This window comes from Polaromonas sp. (assembly GCF_029945895.1).
Classification (GTDB): domain Bacteria; phylum Pseudomonadota; class Gammaproteobacteria; order Burkholderiales; family Burkholderiaceae_C; genus Polaromonas.
In genome coordinates, this window is sequence record NZ_JAQSDL010000120.1 from 26,391 (window position 1) to 43,251 (window position 16,861).

The following is a 16,861-nucleotide window of genomic DNA, read 5'->3' on the forward strand; positions in this document are numbered from 1 at the left end:
CTGGATTATGGGTGCTAAGCCGTGCCTGCCGCAGCGGCGGCGTCGTCGGCCGGCTCGTTCAGATCGACGGCGATCGAGATCGGACCCGCGGCGATTTCCGATTCGTTGTCTTCCTCGGCCACCTGCTCGGCACCGGCGTCGTCCAGCACGGCGTCCAGGCGCTCAAGCACCGTGCTGTGGATGTCGAGCGTGATCTCGTCGATGTCGCCCAGCCGGATGCGCACCTTCGCGCCGCGCGGCAGCCCCTGGGCACCAGCGGCCGGCAATACCAGCGGCAGGTCGTCGGCGCGCACCAGATTGTCCTTGAAGGCCGTCGCCGTGAGCTCGGTGATCTTGTTCTGCTGCAGGTATTTGAGCGTCCAGTAACGCTCGATGCCGGCCTGAAAACCGTTGTAGGCGCTGTAGGCGCCATCAAAGCCGGAGATGATGGAAAACAGCTCCGCGTCTTTCGGCTTGAACGGTGCGGCCAGCGCGGCCGTGCGGCCGTGTTTGACGCAGGCGATGATCTGCCACTGGTTGACCAGGTCGGTGTAGCGGCGCAGCGGCGAGGTGGCCCAGGCGTAACTTTTGACGCCTATGCCGGCATGCGGCAAGGCCTTGGTGCCCATGCGGACCTTGACGCCCGGCAGCAGGCTGGCCTGGCTGCGGTAAATGCCGGGTACGCCATGCGTTGCCAGCCACTCGCCCCAGGTGCTGTTGGCCAGGATCATGGCCTCGGCGACGATCAGGTCCAGCGGCGCACCGCGTTTGCGGATGCCGATGCTGACCGTCTCGTTGCCTTCCGGCTCCTTGCCCGGGGCAATGTCGAGCGAGAAGTTGTAGTCAGGCCGGTTGAAGTTTTCCGGCTTGCCGCGCACCACTTCGCGCTGGGCCTTCAGGTACATGGCCAGCCGGTGCAAAAAGGTCAGCTCCACCCCCCAGGGGATGGCGGTGGGCGGTGCGGCCTGCGCCGCTTCGAAAAAAGCTTCGTTGAAAGTGCCGTCCAGCTTGTCGTGGCGCAGGTTGCTCACAATGGGCACCTGCTCCAGCCGCGTCACCGTCTCCCCGATCGCCAGCGTGGCTTCGTCGAAGGTGACATACAGCGACAGGGCCGGGCAGTTGCGCCCTTCCTGCAGCGTGTAGCTTTGCACCACCTCGTCGGGCAGCATGGTCAGCTTGTAACCCGGCATGTACACCGTGGACAGGCGTGCGCGTCCCAACGCGTCCACCGGGCTGCCCGGCAGCACGGCCAGCCCCGGCGCGGCAATGTGAATGCCCAGCGTGACCGTGCCATTGCCTCCCTGACTCACGAGGCCCTGCACCGACAGCGCGTCGTCAATCTCGGTGGTGCTGGAGTCGTCGATGGAAAACGCCCGGACGTCCGCCAGGGGCAGCTCGTCGCTGATGGCAGGGGCCTGCACGGCCGGAAAACCCGTGCCTTTCGGGAAGTTTTCAAACAGGAAGCGTTTCCAGTGAAACTGGTAGGGCGAGGCAATCGCGCCTGATTGCTGCAGCAGGTCCAGCGGCGCCTTGTGCGCCGAGCGCGAGGCCTCCACCACGGCCTTGTATTCGGGGCTGTTCTTGTCGGGCTTGAACAGGATCTTGTAGAGCTGCTCGCGCACTGGCACCGGGCACTGGCCCTGCGTCAGTTCTTCGGCCCAGGCGCTGATTTGCGCGATGACCTGTTTTTTCTTCTCGATGGCCACCAGCGCCTGCTGCAGGATCTCGGCCGGCGCCTTGCGAAAGCGTCCCTTGCCGGCGCGGCGGAAGTAATGCGGCGCCTCGAACAGGCGGAACAGGGCGGCGGCCTGCTGCTCGGTGGAGGCCGGTTTGGCCGGGTCGGCGCTGAAATAGTCACGCGCCAGGTCGGCAAAGCCGAATTCCTCGTCGCTCGCAAATTCCCAGGCCAGGTCCAGCTCGATCTCCGTACTCAACTTCTGGCCGGCAGCGACCAGCTCGGCAGGCGCCGGTTTTTCAAATTTCAGCAGCGCATTGGCCGCCTTGACCTTGACCCGTTTGCCCGAGTCGAGCTCCACCTGCAGCGAGGTGTCCGCTTCGGACAAGATGCGGCCGGCCAGAAACTTGCCGGCCTCTTCAAACAATACAAACAAAACGTCATCCTTTGGTTACTCTGGACCGACAATCCGACGCCGTTGCTACGTCCGGGCTGCAGTACCAGCTAGTGTAATCAGCCGCCCCCCGGCCAGCCTCAGGCGAGTTCCAGGAAGTCCATCACCTCCGGCAGGTGGCGCTCGAAGTCGCTGATGGCGTGGTCGCCGCCTTCCAGCAGCCTGATGCGGGCGCCGGCGTAGCGGCCGGTCATTTCGCGCCAGTCCAGCACCTCGTCGCCCTTGGCGATCACCGCAAAATAGTCTTGCGGCCGCGCGAGGGGGCCGTGTGCCAGCAGGCGCAGCTCATCGACAAATCCTGGCTCGAAGAAAAAGTGTTCATTCGGGTCGTGCCACGCGGTCTGCTCGCCGATGTACTTCGCCAGGTCGCGCGCCGGATTCACCGCCGGGTTGAGCAACACGGCCTTGCAGCTGCAGGTTTCGGCCACCTGCGTGGCGTAGAAGCCGCCCAGCGACGAACCCATCACCGCCATGGTGTCACGCGGCCCGCCGGCGATACCCTGGCTTACCAGCTCCATTGCTTCCCGCGGTGAAGGCGGCAGTTGCGGACACCACCAGACCACCTCGGGGTGGTGGGCTTGCATCCAGGCGGTGACCTGCCGGGCTTTGGCGGACTGGGGGGAGGAGCGGAAGCCGTGGAGGTAGAGGAGGTGGGTGGTGGGCATGGGGCGTATGGTAAATCCCTCTGTGTTCCTTTGAGTCCCTTTGTGGCGGCCGGCTGTTGTGGATTATTTGAATAAAAAGTGGCTGCAGCCCTTGTCCCGTAAGCGCAAGTAGCTATTGAATTGATAGCGTTGTGGCGTGTCGTTCGGGCTGGGCTTGGCCTGTCCTGAGCCTGTCGCAGGGTTGAAGCCGCCTTTTCCTCCTGCGCTGGGGCTCGCCAACAGCCCGGGTCTCGCCCCGGCGGGCGACTTACTTTTGGCGAAACCCGCAAAGCGGGTTTTCTTTGCTCGCCAAAGGCGCGTTGCACGCGCGGGGTTCGCTCACTTCGCGAAGCGAAGTTAGGCGAACACCACACCTAAGGAAAAGAAAGGCGACCCGATGGTCTGGGTCCCCTGCGCTTCGCTCCGGGGCAACCTGCGCTGCTCGACTCCGGCGGGGGTCGGCAGAACTCGGCTAGCGCCTCGGACAACTGCCGCCCTGATCCCGCCTCCGTCTGCGCTGCTCGGCCCAGCCCGACGGGTGGGGGGAACAAATGCGGGTTCGGGTGCGGGGAGACATGACGCGCAAAGCGCGTCATATCGGGGCACGCGGCCGTCATGTTTGCACGCGAGCGCAGCACACGCGGCCAGATGAAGCTCCCCGCCATCGCCCAGCGGGGCGAGGGAGGGGCGGGGGAGGGAGTGGGGAGTTGGACCTACTGTCCAGTGCAAACCCAAGGCGCAGCGTGATGCCGGATTAACTTCAATTCACAAACCGCCAGCGCAAGGCTGGCAGATAATCCCCCCTCATGTCCGCCGTTTTCGACAAACCCTCCCTTTTCCAGCGCGCCGCCCCGATGTTCCAGGGTTTTGACGGGCCGTTGGCGTTTGCCGTTTTCCTGCTGGCCAGCGCCGGCCTGATGATCATGTATTCGTCCGGCTTCGACCACGGCACGCGTTTTGTGGACCATGGCCGCAACATGCTCATCGCCGGGGGCATCATGTTTGTGGTGGCGCAGATCCCGCCGCAGCGCCTCATGGCGTTTGCCGTGCCCCTGTATGTGCTGGGCGTGGCCCTGCTGGTGGCCGTGGCGATTTTTGGCATCACCAAAAAAGGCGCCAAACGCTGGATCAACCTGGGCATCGTGATCCAGCCCAGCGAGATCCTGAAAATCGCCATGCCGCTGATGCTGGCCTGGTGGTTCCAGAAACGTGAAGGGCAGTTGCGTCCGCTCGACTATCTGGTCGCCGGCCTGCTGCTGCTGGCGCCGGTGGGGCTGATCATGAAGCAGCCCGACCTGGGCACCTCGCTGCTGGTGCTGGCGGCCGGCCTGGCGGTGATTTTTTTTGCGGGACTGAGCTGGAAGCTGATTGCGCCGCCGGTGCTGCTGGTGCTGGCCGGCATTTTCCTGGTGGTCTGGTTCGAGCCGCAACTGTGCGCCGACGGCGTGCGTTGGCCGGTGCTGCACGACTACCAGCAGCAGCGCATCTGCACGCTGCTTGACCCGACGCGGGACCCGCTCGGCAAGGGCTTTCACATCATTCAGGGCATGATCGCCATCGGCTCGGGGGGAATGTTCGGCAAGGGCTTCATGCAGGGCACGCAGACCCACCTGGAGTTCATTCCTGAACGCACCACCGACTTCATTTTTGCCGCCTACTCCGAGGAGTTCGGGCTGGTCGGCAACCTGCTGCTGATTGCCGGCTTCATTTTCCTGATCTTTCGCGGCCTGATCGTTGCGCTGGAGGCCCCCACGCTGTTTTCCCGCCTGCTGGCCGGTGCGGTCACCATGATTTTTTTCACCTACGCTTTCGTCAACATGGGCATGGTCAGCGGCATCCTGCCGGTGGTCGGTGTGCCGCTGCCCTTCATCAGTTACGGCGGCACGGCCATGGTCACGCTGGGGCTGGCGGTCGGGATATTGATGTCGATTTCAAAAGCCAAACGGCTTGTGCAATCTTGAGTGCACGACCATTGAGTGCACGACCAGCCGTTGCAATCATCGGGATCGGCAACATGGGTGGCGCCATGGCGGCCAACCTCCTGACGCGGGGCTGGGCCGTAGAGGTCTGCGACATCGATCCTGCCAAAGTCGCCGATTTGAAAGAAAAAGGGGCTTCAGCCCTTGCTGTACCTGCGCAGGCAGCTATTAATTCAGTAGCATTTATTGTTTGTGTGGTGGATGCCGCTCAGACCGACGTCGTGTTGTTCGGGCCGCACGGCCTGGCCCGCATGTTGCAGCCGGGGCACACCGTGATGCTGTGCCCGACGATCTCACCGCAGGATGTCGAGGCTTTTGCGGTGCGGCTGGCGGCGCTGGGTGTGCACACGCTGGACGCGCCCATGTCGGGCGGCCCCGCGCGGGCGCGTGATGGCTCCATGAGCCTCATGGTCGCCTGCGCACCGGCCGTGTATGAACAGCAGGCGGGCTTGCTGCAGGCCCTGTCGGGCAAGGTCTTTCGCATCAGCGACCACCCTGGCGATGGCGCCCGTACCAAGCTGGTCAACAACCTGCTGGCCGGCATCAACCTGGTCGGGGCGGCCGAAGTGCTGGCCCTGGCCGGGCGGCTGGGGCTGGATCCAGCGCGGACGCTGGACGTCATCGAACAGTCCAGCGGCCAGAGCTGGATAGGCTCCGACCGCATGCGCCGGGCTCTTGCCGGCGACTATGCGCCGCGCGCGCATGTGACGCTGCTCGAAAAGGACACCCGCCTGGCGGTGGAGGCGGCCCGGGCCGCCGGCTTCGAGGGGCCGCTTGGCGCACATGCCAGCGAAGTGTTTGCTGCAGCCCATCGGGCGGGGCTGGCCGGGCTTGATGACGCGGCGATTTTCAGATACCTGGCTGACCAGTAAGCACTGTCTCCCGCGTCGCTGCTGCGTTGCCGGCGTCCGGTTGCACGTCACGCAACCAGGGTTGCCAGAACGCCTGTGGCAGGGTACAAGCGGGATGCCTGTTTGTTCATCCCTGCTTTCAATTAAAGGAGCTTCGCCATGGCCGGTAAATTCGAACTCAAGAAGTCCAAAAACGACAAGTATTTCTTCTCATTGCTGGCAGGCAATGGGCAGACCATTCTGGCCAGCGAGATGTACGACGCCAAGGCCAGCGCCCTGGCAGGCATCGAATCGGTCAAGAAAAATGCCGGTGACGACGCCCGGTATGTGCGTCTTGACGGCAAGGACGGATCGCCCTATTTCACCCTGCGTGCCGGCAACAACCAGGTGATCGGCCAGAGCCAGATGTACGCCAGCGCGGCTGCGCGCGACAACGGCATCGAATCGTGCAAAACCAACGGCCCGGGTGCGGCGACCAGCGACCTGAGTGCCTGATCGTCGCCAGAGACGATCGTTGTTCCGGGCGTCTTCCCGCCCCGGGCGACAGAAGCCTTGCAGGGACGGGGCCGGGTCAGACTGCCTACAATGACAGCATGACCTCACTCAAATCCTCGCCGGCCTCTGCCCGCAAGACAGCTTTCACCGGTGCGCGGGCCGCCCGTCCCAGCGCCGACGCGACGTCGGAACGGCTGGCGATTGCGCAAAAGCTGCTGCTCGCACCTTTCGGGCTGACCGAGGCGCATTTGAGCCGGGCGCTCGGAGAAATCACCTCGCACGGCGTCGACGACGCCGACCTGTATTTCCAGTACACCCGCAGCGAAGGCTGGAGCCTGGAAGAAGGCATCGTCAAGACCGGCTCCTTCAGCATCGACCAGGGCGTGGGCGTGCGTGCGGTCAGCGGTGAAAAAACCGCGTTTGCCTACTCCGACGATATCTCCGAGGCGTCGCTGCTCGACGCGGCGCGTACCGTGCGCACCATCTCGGCGGCCACCCGTGCCGGCCGCGTTAAGGTGCCGGCACGCAAGGTCGCGCCCGGTCGCTCGCTGTACCGCGACATGGACCCGATCGCCACGCTGGGCAGCACGGCCAAGGTCAAGCTGCTCGAACGCGTGGAAAAACTCGCCAAGGCGAAAGACCCGCGCATCGTGCAGGTGATGGCTGGCCTGGCCAGCGAATACGACGTGGTGATGGTCGCGCGCGCCGACGGTACGCTGGCCGCTGACGTGCGGCCGCTGGTGCGGCTGTCGGTCACCGTGATTGCCGAGAAAAAAGTCGCCGGCGTGAGCCGCCGCGAGATGGGTTCGGGCGGCGGCGGCGGGCGTTTCGGCCTGGCCTACTTCGACGAGGCGCAGATCAACGAATATGTCAATGACGCGGTGAAGGCGGCCCTGTCCAACCTGGAAGCGCGTCCGGCCCCGGCCGGCGAAATGACTGTGGTGCTTGGCCCCGGCTGGCCCGGCATCCTGCTGCATGAGGCGATTGGCCACGGGCTGGAAGGCGACTTCAACCGCAAGGGTTCCAGCGCGTTTTCGGGCCGTATCGGCGAGCGTGTGGCCGCCAAAGGCGTCACTGTGCTCGATGACGGCACAATTGCCGACCGGCGCGGCTCGCTCAACGTCGATGACGAAGGCAACGCCAGCCAGCGCAACGTGCTGATCGAGGACGGCATCCTCAAGGGCTACATCCAGGACTCGCTCAATGCGCGCCTGTCCGGCGTCAAACCCACCGGCAACGGCCGCCGCGAGAGTTATGCCCACGTGCCCATGCCGCGCATGACTAACACCTACATGCTGGGCGGCGACAAGGCGCCCGAAGAAATCGTCGCCAGCATCAAGAAGGGCCTGTACGCCACCAATTTCGGCGGCGGCCAGGTCGACATCACCTCCGGCAAGTTTGTGTTCTCCGCGAGCGAAGCCTTCTGGGTCGAAAACGGCAAGATCCTGTATCCCGTCAAGGGCGCGACGATTGTCGGCAACGGTCCCGATGCGCTGACCCGCGTCACCATGATGGGCAATGACATGCAACTCGACAGCGGCGTTGGCACCTGCGGCAAGGAAGGCCAGAGCGTGCCGGTGGGCGTGGGTCAGCCGACCCTGCGCATTGACGGCCTGACGGTGGGCGGCACCGCCTGACCTGACCGCGAGCCAACCATGAGCGAGCGATCCAGCGCACGCCTGCCGATTGACCCGACCACGCTGCTGCCCAGCATCCAGAGTTTTGGTGAACTCAGCCATTTCCTGCGTTCGGCGATGGCCGACGAGGAGTCGCTGCAGCTTGCGGACGGCATGGGCGGCCTGGCGGTGGGCATTGAAGCGGTGCTGTCGGGCCTGAAGCGTGAACCCGATCTGCATGCTCTGGCGGCCCCGCTGATGGACCTGATGACCATCCTGCGCGAGCATCGCGCGCTGGTGATTGCACTGTCACCGGCCTGGCGGGGTCTCTATGAATACGCGACCTACCTGGCTGCGCTGAACAACTTTCGCGTGTTGATTGGCCAGTGGCTGCTGGCTGCCAGCCCCCAGGACAAGCCCGGCACGCCGCAGCCGCAGGGCATCCGTTTTGAGGACTTCGAACTGGTTGGATGGCGGACCTTGGGTGAAGGCATGCTGCTGATCGATATGTACGAACAGCTGGGCGGCCGGGAGACCGGTGAGTCCGGTTCCGCGGCAATCGACGAGGCCCGGGTGGAGCGGGCCCGGACCTGGTGGGAACGCTTGCGCGGCTAGACTGGCCCCCACCGCCGCGCACTGCGTGTCGCTTCCTGCCCCCCGAGGGGGCCGCTGCGCCTGCGGCCCGGCGAAGCCGGTTCCGCGGCCCCTGCTTGAAAGGAGGTACCTTCCCGCGATCCCGGAAGGAGTGGAGAAGGCCGGCGCGCTTGTTGTTTCGCCCGCGCTGCGCGCTTGTGCTACATTCCACCCATGACCTTCGCGAAATCTTTTTTTGCTTACTTTTGGTTCTCAAGCGCCTTCGGCGGTAGAGAGATCCTCGCGTAAGCAGACAAAGACGCAACAGATTCTTGAAAACCGCCGGGCCCCCGGCGGTTTTTTTTTGTCTCATGAATTTGCCATTTGCCGAATCGATTCTTGAACGTTCTAGAAGGAAACCAGCCATGAATGCCAAAGCCAGCCAAACCAGCGATGCCTGGTATGCGAGTCCTGTCGACAAAACCAGCCAGACCGACGACGAACGCATCAAGGACATCACCGTGTTACCCCCGCCCGAGCATTTGATCCGCTTCTTTCCGATCAGCGGCACCCCTGTGGAGTCGCTCATCACCCAGACACGCAAAAGCATCCATAACATCATGGCCGGCAAGGACGACCGCCTGCTGGTGGTGATCGGCCCCTGCTCCATCCACGACCCGGCCGCTGCGCTCGAGTACGCGCGCCGCCTGGCCGAGCAGCGCAAAAAGTACGCTGGTACGCTGGAGATCGTGATGCGTGTGTATTTTGAAAAGCCACGCACCACGGTCGGCTGGAAAGGGCTGATCAACGACCCCTACCTGGACGAAACCTACCGCATCGACGAAGGCCTGCGTATCGCACGCCAGCTGCTGATCGACATCAACCGCCTGGGCCTGCCGGCCGGCAGCGAGTTCCTTGATGTGATTTCGCCGCAGTACATCGGGGATCTGATCGCCTGGGGCGCGATCGGTGCGCGCACCACCGAAAGCCAGGTGCACCGCGAACTGGCCTCGGGACTGTCGGCGCCCATCGGCTTCAAGAACGGTACCGATGGCAACATCCGCATCGCCACCGACGCGATCCAGGCGGCCGCGCGTGGCCACCATTTCCTGTCGGTGCACAAAAATGGCCAGGTGGCGATCGTGCAGACCAGCGGGAACAAGGACTGCCATGTGATCCTGCGCGGCGGCAAGGCGCCCAATTACGACGCGGCCAGCGTGGGCGCGGCCTGCAAGGAGCTGGAGGCGGCCAAACTGCCGGCCACGCTGATGGTCGACTGCAGCCATGCCAACAGTTCCAAGCAGCATGAAAAACAGCTGGAAGTGGCGCGTGAGATCGCCACCCAAGTCGCGGGGGGCTCGCACCAGGTCTTCGGCCTGATGGTCGAGAGCCATTTGCAGCCCGGTGCCCAGAAATTCACACCCGGCAAGGACAATGCCCAGAATTTGGAGTACGGCAAAAGTATTACTGATGCCTGCCTGAGTTGGGAAGATTCGCTCAGTTTGCTGGATGTATTGTCCGAAGCCGTCGAGGCCAGACGCGCGCGTTGACGCGCCTCCCCCAATTGGGGGATGGCGTGCTAACGATTCGGTGGTAAATTTAGAACTTCTGGTTACACTTTCGCGCTGCCCCACGATGGGGTTGTCCTAGAAGAACCGGTCGTTCACGAAAGCGTCATGTCCTCCGAGCAACCCCTTCTCAGCCTGGGTCTGGCTGGTTTCACGCCAGAGCAACGCGAGCGGCTCCATCTGCTGCTCGGCCAGTTGCCACTCGGTGGCGGGGTATGGCGCGTCGGCCTGTTTGCGGAGGCCGACGCCTGGCTGGTCAGTGGTGAAAAAAGCCGTCTTGTGGCGGCGGACACCCTGAAAATTCTAGCCGGCCTGCCCACCGAGCGTGCCGTGCAGCTTGATCTCGAGGAGGTCGACCGCCCGATCGCTTTCTCGCTGCCGCTGTGCTCTGACGATTTTGATCCCAAGCACACCTTCGACCTGAGTGTGCCTGCCAGCCTGGCCGCAGTGTTGAAGCATTTCGAGGGCTGGTTGCGGCCTTTGCGGTCCCAGTTTGTTTTGGGCGGGCAACTGATCGCGCGTGAAAACGAGTTGCTGCCCGGGATTTACCACGTCAGTCACAAGGGCCAGCTGCTGGCCGTGATGGATTTTCACGAATGGCGGATCGGCATTTTGCGAAAGGCCGACCCGGTCGACTTCGAACTCGCCCAGTGGGACCGGCGCCCCTTGCAGGCGCACGACATCCCGAGCCATTTTCAGCGCAGCAGCCTGACCCATTTGCGCTGGATTTACGCGCAGCGCACAGAGCGCGACGTGTTGCCGCCGCGCTACCGCAGCAAGCCGGTCTATTTTCGCCATGCGCCGGCTGTGCCCATGCGCTGGATCAGGGACACGCAGCTGATCCTGCTGCGTGAACTGTCGCAGGCTGCGGGACACTTTGACGCCCTGCTGCAGCGCACCGGGCTCACGCCTGCCCAGCTGACGCGGGACCTTGCCAGCCTGTATTTCGCCGGTTCGATCACCACCACCCCCGACAAGGCCGGGACCGCCTCCTTCGAGGGCGGGGAGGACAGCCTTCCCGGCAGAAGACGGAACGGTCTGACCCAGGCCCAGCCCGGCGCGCCCGGAGGGCCGGCGCCGCCCCCCGTGCGCAAGCATGACCTGACAGCTCCGGCCCAACTGCGCCGCAAATAGACCTGCGGGCGGCGCCCGCTCTCGCCAGCACGGGTTTTAGCCGATTGCCGGCCCCGGCGGCGGCGTTCATGCTGGCAGGCCCCCCTGATTTGATACCGAGGCAACCATGTACAGCGAAGTCACCGTCACCTTCAAAAACAGCCCACCCCTCCGCTTAGACCTCAACGAGGTCCAGCCCATGCCGCACGACGCGGCCAGGGTGTGGCTCGACGAGCAGTTCACCCAGATGGGTTGCGAGCCGCTGCGACCCACCGGCAAGTTGCTGATGGCCGACAAGGTGCTGGTGGTGGCCCAGGCTGCGGGCCTGCAGCAGTTTGCCGACAGCGCCTGGGCCCAGGCCTTTGCACGAGCGGCCAGCGCTTCGCTGGCCAAACCGGTGATTCACATTGATGTACCGGCGATGGCCATCAGCTACTGAGCTTGTTGGTCATTCTGGCCTGCAGCCCTTGACGATAAAGCGCAGATAGCTATCGTAAAGATAGCATTTCAAACGGCTTCCAGCGCCTCCAGCAGCCTGGCGTGGATGCCGCCAAAACCGCCGTTGCTCATGCACAGCAAATGGTCGCCGGGACGCGCTGCGGCTTTGACCTGCGCCAGCAACTGGTCGAGGTTGTCGGCCACCTGCGCGCGCGCACCCATGGGCGCCAGCGCGGCCCGGGCGTCCCAGTCGAGTCCGCCAGCGTGGCAAAACGCCAGGTCGGCCTGCTCCAAGCTCCACGGCAGCTGCGCCGTCATGGTGCCCAGCTTCATGGTGTTGCTGCGCGGCTCGAAGATTGCCAGGATGCGCTGGTCGCCACCCTGGTTGTTGAGCTGGCGGCGCAGGCCATCGATGGTGGTGTGGATGGCGGTCGGGTGGTGCGCAAAGTCGTCGTAAACCGTGATGTTGCCGCCGGCGCGCACCACCGTGCCGCGCAGTTCCATGCGGCGCCGCACGTTCTCGAAGCTGGCCAGGGCCTCGGCGGCGGCCTGTGGCGCCACACCCACATGGTCGGCCGCGGCGATGGCGGCCAGCGCGTTAAGCTGGTTGTGCACGCCGCTGATGGCCCATTCAACGCGCGCGACCTTGCGGCCGTCCCGACACACGTCGAAAGCGGCTGGTTCACCCTGGGCCGAGAAGCCTTCTGCTGCGGAGCCGCCGAAAAGTACCCGCTCACTCCAGCAGCCCTGGGCCAGCACGCGGGCCAGGCTCTCTTCGCGGGCGTTGACGACCACCCGGCCGGTGCCGGGCACGGTGCGCATCAGGTGGTGGAACTGGCGCTCGATGGCCGCCAGGTTGTCGAAGATGTCGGCGTGGTCGAACTCGAGGTTGTTCAGGATGGCGGTGCGCGGCCGGTAATGAACAAACTTGCTGCGTTTGTCAAAAAACGCCGTGTCGTATTCGTCGGCCTCGATCACAAAGGTGTTGCCGGTGCCCAGCCGGGCGGACACGCCGAAGTTCAGCGGCACGCCGCCGACCAGAAAGCCCGGCTGCAGGCCGGCGCACTCCAGAATCCAGGCCAGCATGGCGGTCGTCGTGGTTTTGCCGTGGGTGCCGGCCACGGCCAGCACATGGCGTGGGCCGGTGGGGTGGTGCGTCGGGTGGTGCAGCACATGGCCGGACAGCCACTGCGGGCCGCTGGTGTAGGGCACGCCGGCGTCCAGAATGGCTTCCATCAGGGGGAATTTGGGTTTTCCGCTGGCCTCATGGGCGCGGGACACCACATTGCCGACCACAAACACATCCGGCGCAAAGGCCATCTGGTCGGCGCCGTAACCTTCGATCAGTTCGATCCCCAGACCGCGCAGCTGGTCGCTCATGGGCGGATAGACGCCCGTGTCGCAACCCGTGACCTTGTGCCCGGCCTCGCGGGCCAGCGCCGCCAGACCCCCCATGAAGGTGCCGCAGATTCCCAGAATATGTATGTGCATGCAGGTATTCTAGGAGCCCGGCGGCTGGTCGGGACGGGCGGGCACGCAGGCAGCCGTTTTGGCCGGATCTTGTGATGAAATATGCCTGCAGCCCAAACAGGCCGTGCGCAAGCAGCTATTTATTTCATAGCGTTCGCAGGCGTGCGTGCGGCGGGCGGCGGGCTGCTTGCCCCCGCGCATGCAACTTTACCGCCGACCGGCGGGTCAACCCCATGCAAAATCCAGTGCAACACTGCACCCATGGCCGCCGATTTGCTGGCGGCCCATCGCCGAGAACCCCACCGTGAATCCCAACCCCCTGAAACTGGAAATTGCCGCCACCGCCGCCGCGCTGGTGGTGGAAGAAGGCCTGGAGTACGGCCCGGCCAAACGCCGTGCCGTCAAGCAGATGGACCTGCCCACCCGCAGCGAGCTGCCGGGCAACGACGAGGTCGAGGACGCGGTGCGCGAATACATCGCGCTGTTCTGCGCGGACACCCAGCCGGCCGAACTGGCCGCCCTGCGCGCGCTGGCCCTGACCTGGATGCAACGCATGGCGCAGTTTCGCCCCTACCTGGGCGGGGCTGTCTGGCACGGCACGGCCACGCGGCTGTCCGACATCTATATCCAGCTTTTCTGCGACGACCCGAAATCGGCCGAAATTGCGCTGATTGACCACAACGTGGATTACGAACCGCGTACCGTGACCGGGTTCACCGGCGACAGTGTCGAGGCCCTGAGCGTGCGCAGCCTGTGCAAGCCCCTGCAGGAAACGGTGGGCGTGCACCTGATGGTGTACGACCATGACCACCTGCGCGGCGCGCTGCGGCCTGACGCCAAAGGCCGCAAGCCGCGTGGGGACCTGGCCGACGTGCAAAAATTGCTGATGATGACCAGCCAGGAGCCCCAATCATGAAACGCCGCCAACTGATGCTCGGCGGCGCCGCCGCCGCCGCCGCACTCGCAGGTGCAGGCGTGGCCTGGTGGCAGTTTCAGCCCCATGGCGCACCCGCTGCCGCCGGGCCGGGCGCCGCGCTGGACCCGTTCTGGTCGCAGGCCTTTGACACGCCCGACGGTGCCAGCCTGGCGCTGGCCAGTTTTGCCGGCAAACCCCTGCTGGTCAATTTCTGGGCCACCTGGTGCCCGCCATGCATCGAGGAATTACCTCTTCTTGATCGCTTTTATCAGGAAAACAAGGCTAAAAGCTGGCAAGTACTGGGATTGGCTGTAGATCAACCCAGTGCCGTGCGGACCTGGCTGCAGCGCAAGCCCCTGGCTTTCCCGGTGGTCATGGCTGGTTTTTCCGGTACCGAACTGAGCAAGTCGCTGGGCAACCTGTCGGGCGCATTGCCATTCACGGTGGTGTTTGGCGCGTCGGGTCAGCTGCTGCATCGCAAAAGCGGCAAGGTGACGCCCGAAGATCTGGCCCAATGGGTGCAACTGGGCTGAGGGCGGGCCGGGCGGAGTCCTTGCCGGCGGCTGGAGACAGGGCAGATATGGGGTAAAGTTCGGTCTTGCCCGGCAACTGGCCGGGAAGGAGACAGTTGATGAGCGTCCTGGTATTGCATGGCCCCAACCTGAATCTGCTGGGTACCCGCGAGCCGCAGGTTTACGGCGTGACCACGTTGGATCAAATTAACGAAGATTTGGTTAAATTCGCCGCGGATCGCGGCACATCGCTGCAAACTTTCCAAAGCAACCATGAGGGAGCCCTGGTCGACCGCATCCAGCAGGCGCGTACCGACGGCACGCAGTTCATCGTCATCAACCCGGCAGCCTTCACGCACACCAGCGTGGCCCTGCGCGATGCCCTGGCGGGCGTGGCCATTCCGTTTGTGGAGGTGCATCTTTCCAATGTCCACCGGCGAGAAGCTTTTCGCCACCACTCCTATTTCTCGGATGTGGCTGAAGCCGTCATGGCGGGGTTTGGGCCGGCCGGTTACCGCTATGCGGTAGACTTCGCTCTTTCGCGTCTGGCTAAAATAGCCTGAATTAATAAAATTAGCTGATTTTTAGGCGCCGAAAGGTGTAGAAAGCGGAATTTAGGCGCAAGCGGCGCCGGAAGACCGCCAGTCACGCCGTCGGCTCCATGAATGTCAGAGCTGCCGTTGCCAGGCCCCCACCGTTGTTGGAGAAACCATGGATTTAAGAAAACTCAAGACACTGATTGACCTCGTTTCCGAGTCCAATGTGTCGGAACTGGAAATCACCGAGGCCGAAGGCAAGGTCCGTATTGTGAAGTCGGGCGGCGCGCCCATGGTGATGCAGGCCCCCGTGGCCATGATGCCGGCGCCGGTGGCTGCTCCGGCGGCCGGTGTCCCGGCAGCGCCTGTCGAGGCTGCGCCTGCCGCACCGGCTGGCCATGCGGTCAAGTCCCCGATGGTCGGCACCTTTTACCGCTCGTCCAGCCCCGGCGCCAAGGCGTACGTGGAAGTGGGCAACCAGGTCAAGGAAGGCGAGACCATCTGCATCATCGAGGCGATGAAAATCCTCAATGAGATTGAAGCGGACAAATCCGGCACCATCACCCGCATCCTGTGCGAGAACGGTCAGGCGGTGGAGTACGGACAGCCGCTCTTCATGATCGAGTGACCGCCGCATGTTCAAAAAGATACTGATCGCCAACCGCGGCGAAATTGCGCTCCGCATCCAGCGCGCCTGCCGGGAACTCGGCGTCAAGGCCGTGATGGTGTATTCCGAGGCCGACCGCGAGGCCAAGTACATCAAGCTCGCCGACGAGTCGGTCTGCATCGGCCCGGCCCCTTCGGCGCTGAGCTACCTCAACATGCCGGCCATCATCTCGGCCGCCGAGGTGACGGACGCCGAGGCGATTCACCCCGGCTACGGTTTTCTGAGCGAAAACGCCGACTTTGCCGAACGGGTTGAAAAAAGCGGCTTCAAGTTCATTGGCCCGACGCCCGAATCCATACGCATCATGGGCGACAAGGTCTCGGCCAAGCAGACCATGATCAAGGCCGGTGTGCCCTGTGTGCCGGGCTCCGAAGGCGCCTTGCCGGACGATGCGGCGATCATCAAGCGCACGGCCAAACAGGTCGGCTACCCCGTCATCATCAAGGCGGCCGGTGGCGGCGGCGGGCGCGGCATGCGGGTGGTGCACACCGAGGCGGCGCTGCTGCATGCGGTGCAGACCACCAAGGCCGAAGCGGGGGCGGCCTTTGGCAACCCCGAGGTCTACATGGAAAAATTCCTGCAGAACCCGCGCCATATCGAAATCCAGATCCTGGCCGACCAACACAAAAATGCGGTCTGGCTTGGTGAGCGTGACTGCTCCATGCAGCGCCGCCACCAGAAGGTGATTGAAGAGGCGCCGGCCCCGGGCATTCCGCGCAAGATCATCGAGCGCATCGGCGAGCGCTGCGTCGCGGCCGTCAAGAAGATCGGCTACCGCGGTGCGGGGACGTTCGAGTTCCTGTACGAAAACGGCGAGTTCTACTTCATCGAGATGAACACCCGGGTCCAGGTCGAGCACCCGGTGACCGAGTGGGTCACCGGCGTGGACATCGTCCGATCGCAGATCCAGATCGCGGCGGGTGAAAAGCTGCCATTCACGCAGCGTCAGATCGAAATCAAGGGCCATGCGATCGAATGCCGCATCAACGCCGAAGATCCCTACAAGTTTGTTCCGTCGCCGGGACGCATCACCACCTGGCACATGCCCGGCGGGCCGGGCGTGCGGGTGGACTCGCACATCTATACGAACTACTTTGTGCCGCCGAATTACGACTCGATGGTCGGCAAGATCATCGTCCACGGCGACACCCGCGAGCAGGCCCTGGCCCGCATGCGCACCGCGCTGGCCGAAACCGTGGTCGAGGGCATCAACACCAACATTGCGCTGCACCGCGAACTGATGGTGGATGCCAAGTTCATGGACGGCGGCACCAACATCCACTACCTGGAAGAGTGGTTGTCACAACGTGACAGGTGAACATATGGCCCCCACGCTTGGCACTTCGCGTACTGCGCTGCCCCTCGAGGGGGCCGC

16 protein-coding genes are annotated in these 16,861 nt (G+C 64.0%); 13 read left to right on the plus strand and 3 right to left on the minus strand.

Features of this window, described 5'->3' with window-relative positions; translation table 11 throughout:
- Positions 1 to 14 precede the first annotated feature (14 nt).
- Both PSV33_RS19015 and PSV33_RS19020 read right to left on the minus strand, forming a co-directional pair.
- The gene (locus tag PSV33_RS19015; protein ID WP_300564203.1) at positions 15 to 2,090 is read right to left on the minus strand and encodes an RNB domain-containing ribonuclease; all 2,076 of its coding nucleotides are present in this window, start codon (positions 2,088 to 2,090) and stop codon (positions 15 to 17) included.
- A 98-nt stretch (positions 2,091 to 2,188) separates the two neighbouring features.
- Positions 2,189 to 2,773, minus strand: a complete 585-nt coding sequence (locus tag PSV33_RS19020; protein WP_300564205.1) for a YqiA/YcfP family alpha/beta fold hydrolase — start codon at positions 2,771 to 2,773, stop codon at positions 2,189 to 2,191.
- 785 nt (positions 2,774 to 3,558) lie between these two features.
- On the opposite strand from PSV33_RS19020, the gene rodA reads away from it, so the two are divergent.
- From rodA to PSV33_RS19060, 8 genes are all read left to right on the plus strand, one after another.
- Positions 3,559 to 4,713: a rod shape-determining protein RodA gene (gene rodA, locus PSV33_RS19025; RefSeq protein WP_300564206.1), complete on the plus strand. Its 1,155-nt coding sequence runs from the start codon at positions 3,559 to 3,561 to the stop codon at positions 4,711 to 4,713.
- Positions 4,714 to 4,724: 11 nt separating this feature from the next.
- Positions 4,725 to 5,603 (plus strand): NAD(P)-dependent oxidoreductase, encoded by an 879-nt coding sequence (locus tag PSV33_RS19030; protein ID WP_300564208.1) that lies wholly within the window; start codon positions 4,725 to 4,727, stop codon positions 5,601 to 5,603.
- A 138-nt stretch (positions 5,604 to 5,741) separates the two neighbouring features.
- Positions 5,742 to 6,077, plus strand: coding sequence for a YegP family protein (locus tag PSV33_RS19035; RefSeq protein WP_300564211.1), 336 nt, complete (start codon positions 5,742 to 5,744; stop codon positions 6,075 to 6,077).
- A gap of 98 nt (positions 6,078 to 6,175) precedes the next feature.
- Positions 6,176 to 7,714 carry a metalloprotease TldD gene (tldD, locus tag PSV33_RS19040; RefSeq protein ID WP_300564213.1) on the plus strand — a complete coding sequence of 513 codons (1,539 nt, stop codon included), beginning with the start codon at positions 6,176 to 6,178 and terminating at the stop codon, positions 7,712 to 7,714.
- Between the two features lie 18 nt (positions 7,715 to 7,732).
- Positions 7,733 to 8,308 (plus strand): hypothetical protein, encoded by a 576-nt coding sequence (locus tag PSV33_RS19045; RefSeq protein WP_300564215.1) that lies wholly within the window; start codon positions 7,733 to 7,735, stop codon positions 8,306 to 8,308.
- A 383-nt stretch (positions 8,309 to 8,691) separates the two neighbouring features.
- Positions 8,692 to 9,816, plus strand: a complete 1,125-nt coding sequence (locus PSV33_RS19050; protein WP_300564217.1) for a 3-deoxy-7-phosphoheptulonate synthase — start codon at positions 8,692 to 8,694, stop codon at positions 9,814 to 9,816.
- A 126-nt stretch (positions 9,817 to 9,942) separates the two neighbouring features.
- Positions 9,943 to 10,968 (plus strand): hypothetical protein, encoded by a 1,026-nt coding sequence (locus tag PSV33_RS19055; protein ID WP_300564219.1) that lies wholly within the window; start codon positions 9,943 to 9,945, stop codon positions 10,966 to 10,968.
- A gap of 106 nt (positions 10,969 to 11,074) precedes the next feature.
- Entirely contained in the window at positions 11,075 to 11,386 is a 312-nt protein-coding gene (locus PSV33_RS19060) for a hypothetical protein (protein WP_300564221.1), read from the plus strand.
- A 68-nt stretch (positions 11,387 to 11,454) separates the two neighbouring features.
- On the opposite strand, the gene mpl is transcribed toward PSV33_RS19060, so the two are convergent.
- Entirely contained in the window at positions 11,455 to 12,876 is a 1,422-nt protein-coding gene (gene mpl / locus PSV33_RS19065) for a UDP-N-acetylmuramate:L-alanyl-gamma-D-glutamyl-meso-diaminopimelate ligase (protein ID WP_300564223.1), read from the minus strand.
- A 283-nt stretch (positions 12,877 to 13,159) separates the two neighbouring features.
- Between mpl and PSV33_RS19070 the strand changes: the two genes are divergently transcribed.
- The 5 genes from PSV33_RS19070 to accC all read left to right on the plus strand — a co-directional run bounded on the left by PSV33_RS19070 (position 13,160) and on the right by accC (position 16,804).
- A complete protein-coding gene (locus tag PSV33_RS19070; protein ID WP_300564225.1) occupies positions 13,160 to 13,771 on the plus strand; it encodes a hypothetical protein in 612 nt (203 codons plus the stop codon).
- Entirely contained in the window at positions 13,768 to 14,304 is a 537-nt protein-coding gene (locus tag PSV33_RS19075; protein WP_300564227.1) for a TlpA disulfide reductase family protein, read from the plus strand. The genes PSV33_RS19070 and PSV33_RS19075 overlap by 4 nt, the downstream gene beginning before the upstream one ends.
- Before the next feature lie 95 nt (positions 14,305 to 14,399).
- A complete protein-coding gene (aroQ, locus tag PSV33_RS19080) occupies positions 14,400 to 14,846 on the plus strand; it encodes a type II 3-dehydroquinate dehydratase (protein WP_300564319.1) in 447 nt (148 codons plus the stop codon).
- Positions 14,847 to 14,994: 148 nt separating this feature from the next.
- Positions 14,995 to 15,447, plus strand: a complete 453-nt coding sequence (accB, locus tag PSV33_RS19085) for an acetyl-CoA carboxylase biotin carboxyl carrier protein (protein ID WP_300564229.1) — start codon at positions 14,995 to 14,997, stop codon at positions 15,445 to 15,447.
- 7 nt (positions 15,448 to 15,454) lie between these two features.
- Positions 15,455 to 16,804, plus strand: coding sequence for an acetyl-CoA carboxylase biotin carboxylase subunit (gene accC, locus PSV33_RS19090; protein ID WP_293593761.1), 1,350 nt, complete (start codon positions 15,455 to 15,457; stop codon positions 16,802 to 16,804).
- Positions 16,805 to 16,861: the final 57 nt, after the last annotated feature.